Source organism: Micromonospora sp. WMMD712 (assembly GCF_029581295.1).
Lineage (GTDB): Bacteria > Actinomycetota > Actinomycetes > Mycobacteriales > Micromonosporaceae > Micromonospora > Micromonospora carbonacea.
The window spans coordinates 2895001-2911641 of sequence record NZ_CP120743.1 but is presented as its reverse complement, the minus strand read 5'-3'; the positions used below and the strand labels follow the sequence as shown (position 1 = coordinate 2911641).

Sequence of the window (16641 nt, the reverse complement as noted above, 5' to 3'; positions counted from 1 at the left end):
TCAGTCGAGCACCTTGAGCCGCTGGGCCAGGCCGACCAGTTCAGCGGACGGCTTGCCGCGCTGGCGGCGGATCCAGGTGAGGGCGAGTTGTCGGCTGAGGAAGTGGTGGCGGACCTGTTCGGGTGCCATCTGCTCGGCGTCCAGGAGGGCGGCTTGGGCGTCGTCGATGCGGTTCCAGGAGCTGTAGGCGCGGGCGACTTCGAGGGCGTGCCGTACCCGACGTTCCATCGGTAGGCCGGCCGTGTCGACGCGGGGGCCGAGGTCGATGGCGACTTGCAGGTCTCCCAGCTCGGCGGCGGTGGCGACGCGGTGGATGGCCACGTTGGTCGGCCCGAACGCGGTCCAGAGGTGGTTGGCGTCGGCTCCGAGTTGACCGGCGGCCTGGTCGGCTGCGGCGAGGAAGGTGCGGGTGGTGCCGGCGTCGTTGGCGCGGGCGGCGGCCATCGAGCCGGACAGGAACAAGGTGCCGTAGACGGACAGCAGCGCTGGGGTGGCGTGCTTGAGGTGGGGCTCAAGGTAGCCGGCGGCGTCTTCGGTGAGGCGTACGGCTTCGGTGTAGCGGCCGGTGGCGTGCAGGGCGTGGGCGACGGAGCGGAACAGACTGCCGGTGATGAGCGGGTCGCCGGTCGGGCGGACGGCGGCCAAGCCGCGGTCGGCGGCGATCCAGGCGAGGTCGCTCTCTCCGAGCTTGGTGAGCTGGGTCGCGGCGAGCTGGTATACCAGGCCGAGGAGTCGGCGGGCGTGGTCCTGGTCGTCGCCGTCGTGGTGGTCGGCGGCAGCTTGGGCGCGGCCGAGTAGATCGGGTAGGCGGCCGGTGACGTACCCGAATCGGGAGTCCTGGTAGGCGTCCCAGAGTGCGCTTACCTCGTTCTTCAGCGCGGCGATGCTCGGTGGTTCCGCACCCGTGCCGCCGCCGAACGGGCTGAGGGCTCGGTAGTTCATCAGGGCGGTGCGTAGGGCGGGGACGGTGGCGGTGCCGCTGTCGCTGGTCCAGTCGAGCAGGGAGGGTTCGCCGAGCAGGTCGCCGAGCGTCACGTCCAGGACTTCGGCGAGGGACTTGATGACGGAGAGTCGGTCCAGTTCGATCCGGTTGTTCTCGATCTTGCCCAACCAGTCGGCGGTACGGCCGATGAGTCCGGCTAGGACTTCCTGGGACAGTCCGCGTCGGTAGCGGTACCAGGCGACTCGTTCGCCGATGGTCAGGTTGTGGGTTCTCCCGCGCACCGGTTCACCATCTCCCCTCGGTCGGCTGCGACCCCGGAAGGATTTTCCGGGTCGTTGGGCGGTTCGTGCCACAACCTGTCTTCATGACGGGGCTGAACGTATCGACCAACTGCCAATCCTGCTCGGGTGCGGGCTGGAAGTACACCGTTGCCCGCACCGCCATCCGGGGGATGGGGCAGGGGGCGGAGCGTACTCGTTCCCTGGCCCGGCGGTCCTGCCTGGACTGTGCGGGTTCCGGTCGTTCGGCGGCGTGCTGAGGCTGGCCCGGGGTGGGTGCTGGCGTGGGGCCGCGACCCGAACGACGGCCCGTGAATGGCCCGCCCGCCCCGGCGCCTCGCACGCCTGCTCCTGCGCCGAGTCGACCGGGTGTGCCGATACCGGGTGACCTGGTGCTGATCGACGGTCGGGCGTCGGTGCAGTTCGGCGGCGACCGGGCGCTGTGGCTGCGGGTCACGTCGGTGGACGAGCGGCCCACGTACTACGGCTGGGTGTGGCTCACCGGCTACGTCATCGATCCGGCCACCCGCAACGCGCTGGCAAAGCGCGAGGTCTTCGCGCAGACCGCCGGCCTCCACATCCAACGACGCAAACTCGACAGCACGCCGCCCCGCACCAACGCGGGCCCGGCGGTGAGGAGACGTGGTGTTTGACATCCGGGTACAGCTCGGCGCGGTCCTGGACATCGATGCGGACGATCGCTTGCTCCCGTCGGACGGGCCGGTGCGGTTGTGGGTGACCGGGGTCCGGCTGGTGGTCAACCGCCCGCCTCACGACGAGTGGATCTGGGTGGAAGGGGTCAAGCTGTCGCCGTCGGGCCGTCGGGGTCCGCAGACGCAGATCCTGGTACGCGCCAGCAAGCTTCCGCCAGAGGGGCTGGCTCGGTGAGCGTCTACCTGTCGGGTGCGGCGCGTGATCAGCTTCAGGCGGCGCAGGCGCAGCTTGACCGGCACACATCGTCGAGCGGGGACGGGCGTTGCGCCGGCTGTGGCGAGGATGGTCCGTGCGGGGTGCGTCGGGATGCGTTGCGGGTGTTCGGCCGGTACGGCTGCCTGCCTCGCCGCTGGCCCGGCGCGACCCAACCTGAGCGGGTGGCGGTGGTGTCGTCGTGGTCGGGGTGGCTGGCTGCTGCGGTGGAGCGGGTGACACCGAACGGCTGACGTGACTTGTCCTGTCAAGCAAACAACTCATATGCTGCTGAGATTCATGCAGCGTTCATAGGTGGGGTGGCCCGCGATGGCGTACGAGATTCCGACGCCGAAGTACCTGCGCGTGTTGAACACGTTGCGGAAGCGCATCGAGGATGGCGACTACGCGCCCGGTGCGGCACTGCCGTCGGAGAACCAGCTCTGTACGGAGTTCCGGGTGTCCCGCCCGACGGTGCTCAAGGCATTGGGCATCCTCAAGCAGGACGGCTGGATCGAGTCCCAACAGGGCAAGGGCAGCTTCGTACGTGGCCGGCCCGTCTCCGGTCGTACCTCGCCGGACTACGCCCGTGACGCGGTGGAACTGGACGAGACGGGGGAGACGGAGATGCTGCACGTCGGTCCGGTGCTGGCCTCGCCGCGTATCGCTGCGGAGTTGAAGATCCCGGAGGGCACGCCGGTATACGAGCGGCGGCGTCGGACGGTGTCCGGGGCGGGGCCGGTGGACCTGGTGGCCACGTTCGTGCCGGTGGACATCGCGGTCGGTACCGAGATCACCAAGGCGGATCCAATCCCGGGTGGCCTGCTCGACCTCATCGCCCGCCACAAGGGCCTACGCGCCGACTACGCCACCGAGCGCATGACCGCCCGCCGGGTGAGCGGGGTCGAGGCCGAAGCCCTGGAGGTGCCGGCCGATGAGTCGGTGATGAGCGTCGTCATCACCGTCCACCAGGCATCTGGCGATCCGATCATGACGTCGGTGCTGGTGATGCCCGGCAGCCGCCACGAGATCGAAGACACCTACGCGCTGCGCTGAGGGGTCTCCTGCGCGGCCAGCATGGATTCCGCCTCGTCGAGGATCTGTTGGGTCTGGCTGGCGGTCAGCCGGCGGATGTCCCAGATCAATTGGGCGGCATCCGAGGCCGCCGGATTGATCGAGGGTGCCTCGCGCGGCATGACGATGTTGGTCAGAGCGGCCAAGTCCTCGGCGCGTACCGCCAGCAAGGCCGCGAAGCTGACCAGCAGATCGGGTGACACTTCCTTGCGTCCGTGGCCGATCATCCCGAGCGTGGATGCGGCCAGGTAGTGGGGCGTCAGTTGGGCCAGGCACTTGGCCGAGCCGATCCAGTCCAGGTTCCGATTACGGAGCATGCGGAGGATCATTCCGCCTGGCCCTGGTGGGTACTGCTCGCGCAGCGGCAGGGGCGGGACCGGCTGGGTCCGCGTCTTCTGGGGCATTGAGCGGACCGCCTGGCAAAGCTGGTGCCGACGCGACGCCGGTAGCTGAATCGCGTGTCCAGCGAGGGTGGCGGCGAGTCTGCCGGCTGCCGCGTCCAGCGGAGCCAAATCGTCTGGTACCGGAAGGCCGGCGATCACGAACAGGTCTGCGGCGTGCAGGTCGACTGTCGACGCCAACTGCCGAAGCAGCAGAGGGTTCGGCGTTGCGCCGTCGAGGAACGCTCGGACCTCGTGCGCGCCGACACCGGCTCGTTGGGACAAGTCGAGCGGGCTCAGCTCCCGGCGCTCCAACAGCCGCGCCATCGGCGTGGAAGAGTCCGCCTCGCTGGTCACCCCGCCAGGCTAGAGCGCATCCCTCCCTGCGGCCACGTCGATGCCGGCTCGACAGCTCTCCACATTGTGCGAACGGCTCACATTCGACCTTGCTTGTGCTTACAAGCTGACGTAGCTTGTTAGATCAACCGGTTGTCAGGAAGACGACTGGTAAGGCTAGGAGGCTGTCCACGTGGTTCCGATGACGTTGAAGGTGCCGGTCCCGTCCGAGTACGTCTTTCCCGCCGGGGCGCTCTGCCTGGGTGTGTCGCCGCAGATCGACTTCGAGCGGCGGGGTGAGGCGGACAACCAGGCGCGGGACAAGGACACCGGGGAACGGGTCTGGGTGGTCCGCGTGATGGACCTGGACCCGGAGGCGGGGAAGTTCGGCCGGTCGACCGAGGTGAAGGTCAAGGTGGTCGCGTCACAGCAGCCGGTGCCGCCGCCGTCGATGGTGCCGGGGTATCCGCCGGCGGTGGAGTTCGAGGGTCTGACCCTCACCCCCTACGTCGACTCGCAGCGGTGCAAGCCGGGCCGCTCGTCGGGTGACTGCCGTTCCCGCATGGCGTACTCGCTGCGGGCGACGGCGATCCGTCCGGCGTCGACGCTTCCCGGCTCGGTGGCGGCCTGACCGCACCTGATCGTGCGCGCGGGGCGGGTCGTTTCCCCGCCAAGAGTCCCGACCCGTCCCGCGCTCTCCCCATCCCTCATCTGGTGAAGGAGGGCGTGATGCCCACCGTAGTTCCCCCTGCCCTGACAGTTGTTGTGCCCCTGCTCGTCGGCGCGGCCCTCATCCTCACCCGTCTCCGGTTGGCGGGTCTGCGGCACGCCTACCGGGAGACCGAAGCGGTCCTGCGGTCGGTGTTGCGGTTGCCGCCGGCCTCGGGGCGGGTGTGCGCGATCCGCTGCCCCTGGTGCTGCCGGTGGGTGAAGCCGCGTCGGTTCGACCTGCGCCGCATGTCGTGCCGTTCGTGTGTGTCGACGTTGGCGCGTCCGGGTCGGGGTGGTGACCTGTGCCTCTGATCAACGTCATCCCGGGGGACAAGATCCCTATGGCGCCGATGAACGTGCGTCTTCCGGCGTGGCGGGTTCCGGGTTGGCTGCTGGTGTTCTGGTGGCTCGCCCGGGGCCTGTTCCGCCTCACCGTCCTCGCCGTCCGCTACTGGTGGCTCACCGCCCCGGCCGCGCTCGCGCTGTGGATCCGGGCGGAGTTCGGGGGCCTGGTCCTGGCCGGCGTCGCCCTGGCCGTCGCGGTCGGCTGTGTGGGCTGGTGGCGGTGGCATCCGTCGTCGTGGCTGCGCTTCGGCTGGTACCCGCTCCTCGCCCGCATCCGCACCCTGGTGATCTATCGGCGGCGGTGGGCGTCGGTGATGGCCACCTGTGACCTGGCAACGGCGTTCGCCGGTGACCGGTACGTGCCGCAACTGCTCAAGGTCCGCTGTGACCGTTACGGCGATGAGTTGACCGTCCGGTTGTTGCCGGGGCAGATCCCGGATGACTGGGGGCAGGCCGCGGAACGCCTCGCCTACGCCTTCCGCCTCCGTCAGGGCCAGGCACGCTCCACTAACCGCCCGGATCGGGTGGTGCTGCGCCTCGTGCGCCGTGACCCCCTCGCCGAGGTCGTCGGGCCGCTGCCGGTGGCTGAGGTGCCGGACTTCGGCGGGCTGGCCCTCGGCGTCGACGAGGACGGCCGCACCTATCGGCTGCGGCTGTCGGGGTCGCATGTGTTGATCGCGGGGGCGACGGGCTCGGGCAAGGGGTCGGTGTTGTGGTCGCTGATCCGCTCCTTGGCCGCCGGTATCCGGTCGGGCCTGGTGGAGGTGTGGGCGTTCGATCCGAAGGGCGGGATGGAGTTGGCGGCGGGGGTGCCGCTGTTCGCCCGGTTCGCCTACGACGACCCCGACAGCATGGCCGGCGTCCTGGAAGAAGCCGTGAAGCGGATGCGGGTGCGGGCGGCCCGGCTGCGCGGGGTGACCCGTCAGCACGTGCCGACCCCGGAGGATCCGTTGCTTGTTCTGGTCGTCGATGAGCTGGCGGCGTTGACGGCGTACATCACCGATCGGAAGGTCCGCGACCGGATCAAGGAAGCCCTCGGCCTCCTGCTGTCCCAGGGCCGGGCGGTCGGCGTGCACGTGGTCGCCGCGTTGCAGGATCCACGTAAGGACGTGCTGCCGTTCCGCGACCTGTTCCCCACCCGCATCGGCCTGCGCCTGACCGAACCCGAGCAGGTGGACATGGTCCTCGGCGACGCCGCCCGCGACCGGGGCGCCCTCTGCGACCGCATCCCCGAATCCGCACCGGGGGTGGGGTTCGTGGTCCTCGACGGCGTCCGCGAACCGGTCCGGGTCCGCTTCGCCTACCTCACCGACGACGACATCCGGCAACTCGGCCACGACTACCGCCACCCCACCGACACCGACACCGATCAGGGGGTGAACCCGTGAAGACCAACGCAGACCGGGTGGAGGGCCTGGTCCTGGTGCTCATCGTCCTCACCGTGGGCGGACTGGCCGGCGCGGCGTCGTTCACCCACGTCCACGACTGGACCATGGCCAACTCCCCCACCGGTACCGGCGACTGGTTCGGCTGGGCCAACGCCGCCATCTCCGAACTCCTACCCCTGGCAGCGCTGTTGACCATCCGGCGGCGTCGTCGCACGGGCGGCCCGGTCGGGTACCCGCTGTTCCTGCTCGTCTGCGCCGTCGCCCTGTCCCTCGCCGCGCAACTGGCGGTGGCGGAGCCGAGTCTCTCGGGCTGGTTGCTGTCGGCCGTTCCCGCGCTGGCGTTCCTCGGCCTGTCCAAGCTCGTCTTCTCGGTAGCCCCGACAGCGGTGCCGCGCGTTGACCAGCCGACCGACGCCGCTGACTGGAGCCAGTGGTCACCCGCCGAAACCGGCACTGAGGACCGGCCGTCCCTACGCCTCGTCGACGACGACCAGGCGGCGACCGCCGAACCGGTCCCACCGCCGGCAGTACCGGTGCAGCGGCCGGGGCTGGTGCCCGTCCCTGCGGCGGCGTTCGCACCCCGCAACGGCATGCCGTACGGCGCGGAGCGTGACCAGTGAGCCAACAGCAACTCCTACCCGCCGCGACGCCGGCCGAGGTGCAGCAGCCGCGGCCGGGGTCGCGGGCCGACCGGATGCGTAAGCCCCTCGCGAAGGACGCGCTCAAGCAGCTCGCCGAGCAACACGGCGTCTGCGTCCGGCCCCTCGCCCTACGCCGCACCGACACCACCACCGGACTCACCGAGGTCGTCGAAGTCCCCTGCGGAGCCACCCTGGCGGCGAAGTGCAAGCCGTGCGCCGAACGGGGTCGGCGGCTGCGCATCCAGCAGATCCGGGAAGGCTGGCACCTCGCCGACGAACCCGCCATCCGCCCCGACAAGCCCGGTGAAGACGTGCTCGCCCTCGTGCGGGTCCGGGCGCATCTGGAGTTCGAACGCGAAGCCGCCCAGTACCAGCCGATGACCCCGGACGAGCGGGCCGCCCAGGTGGCCGAGATCGACGCCGCCATCGCCGAGATGGACGAAGCGCTCGGCGAAACCAGCCTGCGCGGGCACCTCACCCCGAAGGACCGCGACGAGCGGCCCCGCCGCAAGCGGTCCACCCGGCGGCGGCAGGACACCCCCGACCTGCCCCGGCTGCCCGTCGACCCGCGCACCGTCGGCCGCGCCTACCCCGGCAGGGCAGGCAAGACCTACCGGCCGTCGATGCTGATCACGCTGACCCTCGGCTCACACGGCCCCGTCCACTCCCACCTACGCCGGGGCGCCTACGTCGCCCCGTGCGAATGCGGCCAGCGGCACAGCCCCCATGACGACGTCCTCGGCACCCCCGTCGACCCCGCCGGATACGACTACCGGCGTGCCGCCCTGGACGCGATCCACTTCGCCCGCGTCCTCGACCGGTGGTGGCAGAACGTCCGCCGCGCCGCCGGCTGGAACGTCCAATACGCGGGCGCGGTAGAGCTACAACGACGGCTCGCCCCACACGCGCACTTCGCCATCCGGGGCACCCTCCCGCGCCGACTGCTCAAGCAGATCGCCGCCGCCACCTACCACCAAGTGTGGTGGCCACCCTTCGACGAGCTGGCCTACCCGGTAGAGAAGCCGCCGGTGTGGGACGTCGACCGACAGGCGTACGTCGACCCCAAGACGCGCGAACCGCTACCCACCTGGGGCGAAGCCCTCGACGCCCTGGAAGAACCCGACAGCCGACCCGCGTACGTCGCGCGACTGGGGCGCATCGACGCCCGCGGCATCGAGCAGGGCACCAAGGATGCCGAACGCTCCATCCGCTACGTGACGAAGTACGTCACGAAAGACCTCACCGACCAGGCCAAGCCCCGATCCGACGCGCAAAAGGCACACTTCGACCGGCTACACGCGGAACTGTCGACCCTGCCGTGCTCCCCAACCTGCGCCAACTGGCTGCTCTACGGCGTCCAACCCGACGGCGTCAAGGCAGGCTTGACCCCCGGCCGCTGCACCGGGAAGGTCCACCAACGCTCCACCCTCGGCTTCACCGGCCGCCGCGTCCTCGTCTCCCGCCAATGGTCCGGCAAGACCCTCGCCGACCACCGCGCAGACAACCGCGCCTGGGTACGCGCCATCCTCGCCGGAGGCATGGCCGACACCGAAGAACACGACCAGGCCGCCGACGACGCGGACGGGTCAAAGCGATACCGGTTCGAACTCGCCCGACCCGAAGACCCCGACGTACCGCCCCTGGAACACCGCCTCCTGCGCGCGATATCCGCACGCATCCGCTGGCGCGCAGACCTCGACACCGCGCGCCTGCGAACAGGCGCTGCTGTTCCGGCAACCGATCAACCCGCCGCGCTCGCGGCCTGAACCCCTGGGAGGAGCAACCGCATGAATGACGAGCTGTTGACCGCTGACGAGGTCGCCGCTCGCCTCAAGGCAACGCCGCGATTCGTCCGCCGGCTGGTCGCCGAACGACGGATCGCCTTCGTCAAGGTCGGCCGCCTGGTGCGCTTCGAGGCGTCGGCCGTCGCTGCCTACATCGACAGCAACCGGGTCGTGCCGATGACTCGGGCGCACCTGCGTGACTACCTGGGGGAGGTGGCCTGATGGCGGCGAGCAAGGGCCGGCGGCGTTTTGGCAATGTGCGTCGTCTCCCCTCGGGGCGGTACCAGGCGCGGTACGTCGGCCCGGACGGGCTGGAGCGGAAGGCACCGCACACCTTCGAGACCGAGCGCCAGGCGGCCATGTGGCTGACCGTCGTGGAGTCGGAGATCATCAAGGGGGAGTGGTCGGCCCCAGAGGCGGGGGAGATCAAGCTCGACGGGTACGGCCGGAAGTGGATCGCCGAGCGGAAGCTCCAGCCGCGCACCCGCGAGAACTACGAGGACTTGTTCCGGCTGTACATCGGCCCCCACCTCGGCGCGCTCGCCCTGGGCGCGATCAAGCCGCAGACCATCCGCACCTGGCGTAGGAACCTGCTCGACGGGGGCACGACGGAACCGCAGGCGGTGAAGGCGTACTCACTGCTGCGGGCGATCCTCAACACCGCCGTGAAGGAAGACGAGCTGATTCGGCAGAACCCGTGCCGCATCCCGGGCTATGACCGCTACCACACGCCGGAGCGGCCGGTGGCGACCGTCGCCCAGGTGCTCGCGCTCGCCGAGCGGATGCCGCCCCGGTTCGCGGCGTTGGTGATCGTCGCCGCGTTCTCCGGGCTGCGCTGGGGTGAGCTGGCGGCGCTGCGGTGCTCGGACATCGATCTCACGGCCGGCACGGTCCGCGTCCCGCGCAAGCTGGCGGCGCTGCGTAACCGGATGGAGTTCGGGCCGCCGAAGTCGGAGGCGGGCAACCGTACGGTGACCCTGCCGGCGGCGGCCCGGTCGGCGCTCGCCGCGCACCTGGCCGCGTACGTGGGGGAGGGGCCGGAGGCGCTGGTCTTCACGGGGGACAAGGGCGCGGTGCTGCGTTCCGGCAACTTCCGTCGGGCGGTCGGCTGGGCGGCGGCGCTGCGGGCGGCCGGCATGCCGGAGGGGTTCCACTTCCACGACCTGCGGCACACGGGCAACAACCTGGCGGCGGCGACCGGGGCCAGCACGCGGGACCTGATGCACCGGATGGGCCACGCGAGCATGCGGGCGGCGCTGGTCTACCAGCACGCGAACAGCGAGCGGGATCGGGAGATCGCGGCCGGCATGGACCGACGTATCGCCAAGCAGGCGAAGCGGGCGGCGGCACCGGGCAAGGCCAAGTCGACGAAGGGCAAGGCGAAGGGCGGCGACAAGCCGGCGAAGCAAAAGCCGGCCAAGGGCGGGAAGGCCGAGCGACCGGCACGCGGACGGGCCTCGGACGGCACGGCCGGCGCTACTGGCACGCCAATGGCACGCAAGATCAGTAAGGGCTAGAACGAGAACGGCCCAGGCTCGGCGAGGGTGCCGCTGACCTGGGCCGGAGGGTGTGGAGCGGGCGACGGGAATCGAACCCGCACCGTCAGTTTGGAAGACTGAAGCTCTGCCATTGAGCTACGCCCGCGTGCGCCCCGGTGCACGGGGTGCGCCGACAGCCTACCCGGTGCCCGGGTGCGGCGCGCATCCTGTCCGCGCGTGCCCATGATCCACGTCATGCCGGGGAGGTGGCGGTGTCCGCACCCCTGGAAACCGCCATGTCGCCGACATGGCGGGCCGGCCCAACGGCGGCCCCGGCACCCCTGCCGCGCCTCGACGGCATACACTTCTCGTCGCCACGGGGTGTGGCGCAGCTTGGTAGCGCACTCGCTTTGGGAGCGAGGGGCCGTGGGTTCAAATCCCGCCACCCCGACTGTCGTCCGCGGCCGGGGCGCCCCGGGAGCCGCCGGTTCCCGCCTGGTGTCCCGGGCGCTGCCGAGGGGCCGTTCAGGCTCGCCTACACTCGATGGGCTGAATCACGCCCAGACTCAACTGAGATCCGTCAAGGAGTACGCCTGTGAAGAGCACCGTCGAGACTCTGAGCCCGACGCGCGTGCGGCTCGCCATCGAGGTGCCGTTCGTCGAGCTCGAGCCGAGCCTCAAGAAGGCGTACCGGGAGATCGGTTCGCAGGTGCAGGTGCCCGGCTTCCGGCGGGGCAAGGTGCCGGCCGCCGTGATCGACCAGCGGGTGGGCCGGGGCACCGTCCTCAACGAGGCGGTGCAGGAGGCCATCCCGCAGAACATCCTCGCCGCGGTCCGCGAGCACGACCTGAAGACCCTCGGTCGCCCCGAGGTCGAGATCACCGAGTTCAACGACGGCGACTCCCTCAACTTCACCGCCGAGGTGGACGTCCGGCCCGAGATCACCCTGCCGGAGCTCGACTCGATCGAGGTCACCGTCGACGAGCTCCAGATCGACGACAGCGAGATCGAGGAGCAGGTGAAGAACCTGCGCGAGCGGTTCGCCACCCTGAAGACCGTCGAGCGGGCCGCCGCCGAGGGCGACTACGTGCAGATCGACCTGAACGCCACGGTCGACGGCGAGGACGTGCCGGGCGGCTCGGCGACCAACATCTCCCACGAGGTCGGCAGCAAGCAGCTCCTGCCGGGGCTGGACGAGGCCCTCGTCGGCCTCGCCGCCGGCGAGAGCACCACCTTCACCACCCAGCTCGTCGGCGGCGACTTCGCCGGCCGGGACGCCGAGGTGGCGGTGACCGTGCGCACGGTCAAGGAGAAGGAGCTGCCGGAGCTGGACGACGACTTCGCCCAGATGGCGAGCGAGTTCGACACCATCGACGAGCTGCGCGCCGACGTGCGCGAGCGGGTCACCCGGGGCAAGCGGGTCGAGCAGATCTACGCCGCCCGGGACAAGGCCCTGGAGCAGCTCGTCGAGGCCGCCGGGGTGCCGGCGCCGGAGGGCGTCGTCCGCGAGGAGGTCGAGGGCCGCAAGCAGGCCATGATCGACCAGCTGGAGCGGATCGGCGCATCCCTGGAGGAATACCTCGCGGCCGAGGAGAAGACCGAGGAGCAGATCGACGCCGAGCTCAACGAGGCGGCGACCGACGGCGTCAAGATCCAGCTGCTGCTGGACACCCTGGCGGACGCCGAGGAGATCCAGGTCTCCGACGACGAGTTCGGCCACGAGATCGTCCACCGCGCGCAGCGCGCCGGGATGCCCCCGCAGCAGTACTACGACCAGCTGGTCCGCTCGGGCAGCGCGGCGGCCGTCTTCGGCGACGTGCGGCGCGGCAAGGCGCTGGCCTCGGTGATGGAGCGCATCAAGATCAAGGACACGGCGGGCAACGAGGTGAGCCTCGACGCCATCCGCGCCGAGAGCGAAGAGGCCCACGACCACGACCACGACCACTGACATCTCGGGTGCGGCCGCCGTCCACCGGTTGCGGTGGGCGGCGGCCCGAGCCCTTTTCCGGGTACGTCCCGGAGGGGCTGCGCTGAGAGCGAAAAGCGCCCCGACCGGGACTCTGCCGCCCGGGCGAGCGGTTAGTGTCGGGTAGGACGGTACGGAGAGCGAAGGGCTGCCATGACCGACATGCACATCCCAGCGAAGCCGCTCCGGGCGATCGATGCCCGCGGTGGCGAGAACATTGGCAACCTCGACGACTCGGTCTACAACCGGTTGCTCAGGGAACGCATCATCTTCCTCGGCAGCGAGGTGAACGACCAGGTGGCCAACCGCATCTGCGCGCAGCTGCTGCTGCTCGCGGCGGAGGACCCGGACCGGGACATCTTCCTCTGGATCAACTCGCCCGGGGGCTCGGTCTACTCGGGCATGGCGATCTACGACACGATGCAGTACATCGACAACGACGTCTCCACGGTGGCGATGGGCATGGCCGCCTCCATGGGGCAGCTGCTGCTCTGCGCGGGCACCAAGGGCAAGCGCTACGCCCTGCCCCACGCGCGGATCATGATGCACCAGCCGTCCGGCGGCATGGGCGGCACCGCGTCGGACATCGCCATCCAGGCGGAGCAGATGCTCTACACGAAGCGGATGTTCCAGGAGCGGGTGGCCTTCCACACCGGCCAGACCCAGGCCCAGATCGAGGCGGACTCGGACCGCGACCGCTGGTTCACCGCCCAGGAGGCCATGGACTACGGCTTCATCGACAAGGTGATCACCGGAGCCGCGCAGGTTCCGGAAGGCGCCGGGACCCTGAGCTGACCGAGGAGCTGACGATGACCGACCTGAGCCTGCCGCCCCAGTTCGCGGCCGTGCACAACCGCTACGTCCTGCCGTCCTTCGTCGAGCGCACGTCGTACGGGGTGAAGGAGTCCAACCCGTACAACAAGCTCTTCGAAGACCGGATCATCTTCCTCGGCGTCCAGGTGGACGACGCGTCCGCCAACGACGTGATGGCGCAGTTGCTGACGCTCGAGGGCACCGACCCCGACCGCGACATCATCATGTACATCAACTCGCCGGGTGGCTCGTTCACCGCGATGACGGCGATCTACGACACGATGCAGTACGTCCGGCCGGACATCTCCACCGTCTGCCTGGGGCAGGCCGCCAGCGCGGCCGCGGTGCTGCTCGCCGCCGGCACGCCGGGCAAGCGGATGGCGCTGCCGAACTCGCGGATCATCATCCACCAGCCGGCCACCGAGGGCGGCTACGGGCAGGGCTCGGACATCGAGATCCAGGCCCGGGAGATCATGCGGATGCGGACGCAGCTGGAGGAGATGCTCTCCCGGCACTGCAACCAGCCGGTGGAGAAGGTCCGCAAGGACATCGACCGGGACAAGATCATGACGGCCGAGGAGTCCCGCGAGTACGGGCTGGTCGACACGATCCTCACCAGCCGCAAGAAGGGGCTGCTCGCCGCCAACGCGGCCAGCTGAGACGAGCATGGGGTCGGAGGTCGGCCGGGCGTGTCGCCGGCCGACCTCTGACACGCCCGATTTGGGGGTCGGAGAAACCCCCGCCAGCGGGTAACGTCGGGCCCGTACCGCTGCGTCGGGACGGTCCGGCGAGCGAACGGAGACGGACGGAGCGCAGCGTCCGCAGGTCATGGCCGGTGCACCGGCCGATGAGTGCAGGGAGAACGTAGGTGGCACGGATCGGTGACGGCGGCGACCTACTCAAATGCTCCTTCTGCGGCAAGTCGCAGAAGCAGGTTAAAAAGCTCATCGCGGGGCCCGGGGTCTACATCTGCGACGAGTGCATCGATCTCTGCAACGAGATCATCGAGGAGGAGCTGGCCGAGTCCGGCGAGGTGAAGTGGGAAGAGCTTCCCAAGCCGATGGAGATCTGCCAGTTCCTCGACAACTACGTGGTCGGCCAGGACCAGGCCAAGAAGGCCCTCGCGGTCGCCGTCTACAACCACTACAAGCGGATCCAGGCAGAGGCGGCCGGCGCGCCGGGTTCCGGCAGCGACGCCGTCGAGCTGGCCAAGTCCAACATCCTGCTGCTCGGGCCGACCGGGTGCGGCAAGACCCACCTCGCGCAGACCCTCGCCCGGATGCTGAACGTCCCCTTCGCGATCGCGGACGCCACCGCCCTCACCGAGGCGGGCTACGTGGGCGAGGACGTGGAGAACATCCTCCTCAAGCTGATCCAGGCCGCGGACTACGACATCAAGCGGGCCGAGACCGGCATCATCTACATCGACGAGGTCGACAAGATCGCCCGCAAGTCGGAGAATCCGTCGATCACCCGGGACGTCTCCGGCGAGGGCGTCCAGCAGGCGCTGCTGAAGATGCTCGAAGGCACGGTGGCCAACGTGCCGCCGCAGGGCGGGCGCAAGCACCCGCACCAGGAGTTCATCCAGATCGACACCACCAACGTGCTGTTCATCTGCGGTGGCGCCTTCGCCGGCCTCGACCAGATCATCGAGGCCCGTACGGGCCACGGCGGGACGGGCTTCGGCGCGCGGCTCCGCTCGGTCTCCGAGCGGTCGACCGACGACATCTTCAGCCAGGTCATGCCAGAGGACATGCTGAAGTTCGGCCTGATCCCCGAGTTCATCGGCCGGCTTCCGGTGATCACCAACGTCCGCAGCCTCGACCGGTCCGCCCTCGTGCGGATCCTCACCGAGCCGCGCAACGCCCTCGTGAAGCAATACCAGCGCCTCTTCGAGCTCGACGGCGTGGAGTTGGAGTTCGAGCCCCCGGCCCTGGAGGCCATCGCCGACCAGGCGATGCTGCGCGGCACGGGTGCCCGGGGCCTGCGCGCCATCATGGAGGAGGTCCTGCTCTCCGTGATGTACGAGGTGCCGAGCAACCCCGACGCCGCCCGGGTCCTGATCACCCGCGAGGTGGTCCTGGAGAACGTCAACCCGACGATCGTGCCGCGCGAGTTCACCGGCCGCCGGGCCCGCCGGGACCGCGAGGAGAAGTCCGCCTGACCCCTCCGCCCGGTGGGGAGGGGTCCACGACCCCTCCGCCGGCGGTGGAGGCTGTCGCGGGGGCCCCACCAGCCGTACGCTGAGGGTCATGCGCGTCGCCGTCTGCCAGCTGAACTCCCGCGACGACCGGGCCGCCAACCTCGCGGCCGCGGAGGCGTTGTTGGTCCGCGCCGCAGCGGCCGGCGCGGACCTGGCGGTCCTCCCGGAGTATGTCGACTATCTCGGCACGGCAGCCGGGATGCCGGCGCCCGAGCCCGTCGACGGCACCGTGGGTCGGTTCTTCGCCGACGTCGCCCGCCGGCTCGGCATCTGGGTGCACGCCGGGTCGTTCCACGAGGCGGGCCCGGACCGGGACCACACCTGGAACACGTCGTTGCTCTTCGACCGCAGAGGCGCGCTCGCCGGGACATACCGCAAGATCCACCTGTACGACGTGGAGATTCCCGGCCGGGTGTCATACCTGGAGTCGGCGACGGTGGCCCCGGGGGAGAAGCCGGTGGTGGTCGACGTCGAGGGGGTCCGGGTCGGCCTGTCGATCTGCTATGACCTCCGGTTCCCGGAGCTGTACCGGCACCTGGCCGCGGACGAGGGCGCCACGCTGTTGGTGGTGCCGGCCGCGTTCATGGTGCACACCGGGCGTGACCACTGGGAGGTCCTGCTGCGGGCGCGGGCCATCGAGAACCAGTGTTTCGTGGCCGCCGCCGGGCAGACCGGCGACCACGAGCCGGGGCGCACCTGCTTCGGCCGGAGCATGGTCGTCGACCCGTGGGGGACGGTCCTCGGCCAGGTGCCCGACGGCACCGGTCTCACCGTGGTGGACCTGGACCTGGATCGGCTGCGGACCATCCGCACGGAGCTGCCCAGCCTGGCGAACCGTCGGCTCTGACGCCTCCGGGCCGCGGCTCAGCTCTGGAGGAGGACCCCGAGCACGGTGAGGCCCGCGATGGCGGTGGCCGTGATGAGCAGCGCGGCGGACATCCGGGAGCGCCCGCGCCTCGCCAGCCGGCCCACGGAGAGCAGGATGACGGCCACCACCACGGCGCCGATGACCAGTTGCCAGAACGGCAGCAGCAGTCCGAGCAGGGCTTCCTCGGCGAGCGGTTGCACCGGGCGGGCGGGGGTGTCATCCATGCCAGACACTCTGACACGCCCAGGCGCACATTCGGCCCGGGTGGACGGGGCAGTCTTCCTACAGGCAGTGACAGACGTTGATTTGCCTTCCCGGGGGCGTACGCGTAACTTTCTCTCTGCACGCGGGAGGCCGGACAAACCGGCTGAGAGCGGGCACAGGCTCGCGGCGGAGACGCCAGGCGGGGCTGGTCCGGGCGGTGCGGGGCAACTCCGGTGAGACGGAGTTGCGATCGCGAAGCCGACCGGGTAGAGTGCTGAAGCCGGCAGGAGCCGGGCGGATGGCCGCGAAGCGGCGATCGGCCG

General features: G+C 70.1%; 18 protein-coding genes and 2 tRNA genes. 16 read left to right on the top strand and 4 right to left on the bottom strand.

Annotated features, from left to right (window positions below):
* Positions 1 to 1224 carry a helix-turn-helix domain-containing protein gene (locus O7633_RS12235; protein ID WP_282327908.1) on the bottom strand — a complete coding sequence of 408 codons (1224 nt, stop codon included), beginning with the start codon at positions 1222 to 1224 and terminating at the stop codon, positions 1 to 3.
* Positions 1225 to 1613: 389 nt separating this feature from the next.
* On the opposite strand from O7633_RS12235, the gene O7633_RS12230 reads away from it, so the two are divergent.
* The 4 genes from O7633_RS12230 (at position 1614) to O7633_RS12215 (ending at position 3183) form a co-directional block, all read left to right on the top strand.
* The gene (locus O7633_RS12230; protein WP_282327907.1) at positions 1614 to 1874 is read left to right on the top strand and encodes a hypothetical protein; all 261 of its coding nucleotides are present in this window, start codon (positions 1614 to 1616) and stop codon (positions 1872 to 1874) included.
* On the top strand, positions 1867 to 2109 hold the full coding sequence (locus O7633_RS12225) for a hypothetical protein (protein WP_282327906.1): 243 nt from the start codon (positions 1867 to 1869) through the stop codon (positions 2107 to 2109). Before O7633_RS12230 ends, O7633_RS12225 begins: the two co-directional genes overlap by 8 nt.
* Positions 2106 to 2381 carry a hypothetical protein gene (locus O7633_RS12220; protein ID WP_282327905.1) on the top strand — a complete coding sequence of 92 codons (276 nt, stop codon included), beginning with the start codon at positions 2106 to 2108 and terminating at the stop codon, positions 2379 to 2381. Before O7633_RS12225 ends, O7633_RS12220 begins: the two co-directional genes overlap by 4 nt.
* A 76-nt stretch (positions 2382 to 2457) precedes the next feature.
* Complete coding sequence (locus O7633_RS12215; protein WP_282327904.1) at positions 2458 to 3183, top strand: GntR family transcriptional regulator; 726 nt, start codon at positions 2458 to 2460, stop codon at positions 3181 to 3183.
* On the opposite strand, the gene O7633_RS12210 is transcribed toward O7633_RS12215, so the two are convergent.
* Positions 3168 to 3938 (bottom strand): XRE family transcriptional regulator, encoded by a 771-nt coding sequence (locus tag O7633_RS12210; protein ID WP_282327903.1) that lies wholly within the window; start codon positions 3936 to 3938, stop codon positions 3168 to 3170. The two genes, O7633_RS12215 and O7633_RS12210, sit on opposite strands and share 16 nt — an antisense overlap.
* Before the next feature lie 181 nt (positions 3939 to 4119).
* On the opposite strand from O7633_RS12210, the gene O7633_RS12205 reads away from it, so the two are divergent.
* From O7633_RS12205 to O7633_RS12180, 6 genes are all read left to right on the top strand, one after another.
* On the top strand, positions 4120 to 4548 hold the full coding sequence (locus O7633_RS12205; protein ID WP_282327902.1) for a hypothetical protein: 429 nt from the start codon (positions 4120 to 4122) through the stop codon (positions 4546 to 4548).
* Positions 4549 to 4978: 430 nt separating this feature from the next.
* Positions 4979 to 6361, top strand: a complete 1383-nt coding sequence (locus O7633_RS12200) for an FtsK/SpoIIIE domain-containing protein (RefSeq protein WP_282327901.1) — start codon at positions 4979 to 4981, stop codon at positions 6359 to 6361.
* Positions 6358 to 6981, top strand: a complete 624-nt coding sequence (locus O7633_RS12195) for a DUF2637 domain-containing protein (protein WP_282327900.1) — start codon at positions 6358 to 6360, stop codon at positions 6979 to 6981. The genes O7633_RS12200 and O7633_RS12195 overlap by 4 nt, the downstream gene beginning before the upstream one ends.
* A complete protein-coding gene (locus O7633_RS12190; RefSeq protein WP_282327899.1) occupies positions 6978 to 8768 on the top strand; it encodes a replication initiator in 1791 nt (596 codons plus the stop codon). The genes O7633_RS12195 and O7633_RS12190 overlap by 4 nt, the downstream gene beginning before the upstream one ends.
* Positions 8769 to 8789: 21 nt before the next feature.
* Positions 8790 to 9008, top strand: a complete 219-nt coding sequence (locus O7633_RS12185; protein ID WP_018831717.1) for a helix-turn-helix domain-containing protein — start codon at positions 8790 to 8792, stop codon at positions 9006 to 9008.
* Positions 9009 to 9043: 35 nt separating this feature from the next.
* On the top strand, positions 9044 to 10303 hold the full coding sequence (locus O7633_RS12180; RefSeq protein ID WP_282327898.1) for a site-specific integrase: 1260 nt from the start codon (positions 9044 to 9046) through the stop codon (positions 10301 to 10303).
* A gap of 53 nt (positions 10304 to 10356) precedes the next feature.
* Here the strand turns inward: O7633_RS12180 and O7633_RS12175 are convergent.
* A tRNA-Gly gene (locus O7633_RS12175) sits at positions 10357 to 10430 on the bottom strand.
* Between the two features lie 211 nt (positions 10431 to 10641).
* Between O7633_RS12175 and O7633_RS12170 the strand changes: the two genes are divergently transcribed.
* The 6 genes from O7633_RS12170 (at position 10642) to O7633_RS12145 (ending at position 16093) form a co-directional block, all read left to right on the top strand.
* Positions 10642 to 10715: transfer RNA gene (locus O7633_RS12170), tRNA-Pro, on the top strand.
* A 144-nt stretch (positions 10716 to 10859) separates the two neighbouring features.
* Positions 10860 to 12212 carry a trigger factor gene (gene tig / locus O7633_RS12165; RefSeq protein WP_282327897.1) on the top strand — a complete coding sequence of 451 codons (1353 nt, stop codon included), beginning with the start codon at positions 10860 to 10862 and terminating at the stop codon, positions 12210 to 12212.
* A 171-nt stretch (positions 12213 to 12383) separates the two neighbouring features.
* Positions 12384 to 13025 (top strand): ATP-dependent Clp protease proteolytic subunit, encoded by a 642-nt coding sequence (locus tag O7633_RS12160; protein WP_074477688.1) that lies wholly within the window; start codon positions 12384 to 12386, stop codon positions 13023 to 13025.
* A 14-nt stretch (positions 13026 to 13039) separates the two neighbouring features.
* Positions 13040 to 13702, top strand: a complete 663-nt coding sequence (locus tag O7633_RS12155) for an ATP-dependent Clp protease proteolytic subunit (protein ID WP_074477690.1) — start codon at positions 13040 to 13042, stop codon at positions 13700 to 13702.
* A 209-nt stretch (positions 13703 to 13911) separates the two neighbouring features.
* Positions 13912 to 15207, top strand: a complete 1296-nt coding sequence (gene clpX, locus O7633_RS12150) for an ATP-dependent Clp protease ATP-binding subunit ClpX (protein WP_043966350.1) — start codon at positions 13912 to 13914, stop codon at positions 15205 to 15207.
* Positions 15208 to 15295: 88 nt separating this feature from the next.
* Positions 15296 to 16093: a carbon-nitrogen hydrolase family protein gene (locus O7633_RS12145; protein ID WP_282327895.1), complete on the top strand. Its 798-nt coding sequence runs from the start codon at positions 15296 to 15298 to the stop codon at positions 16091 to 16093.
* A gap of 17 nt (positions 16094 to 16110) precedes the next feature.
* On the opposite strand, the gene O7633_RS12140 is transcribed toward O7633_RS12145, so the two are convergent.
* Entirely contained in the window at positions 16111 to 16338 is a 228-nt protein-coding gene (locus tag O7633_RS12140; RefSeq protein WP_074477694.1) for a hypothetical protein, read from the bottom strand.
* Positions 16339 to 16641 lie beyond the last annotated feature (303 nt).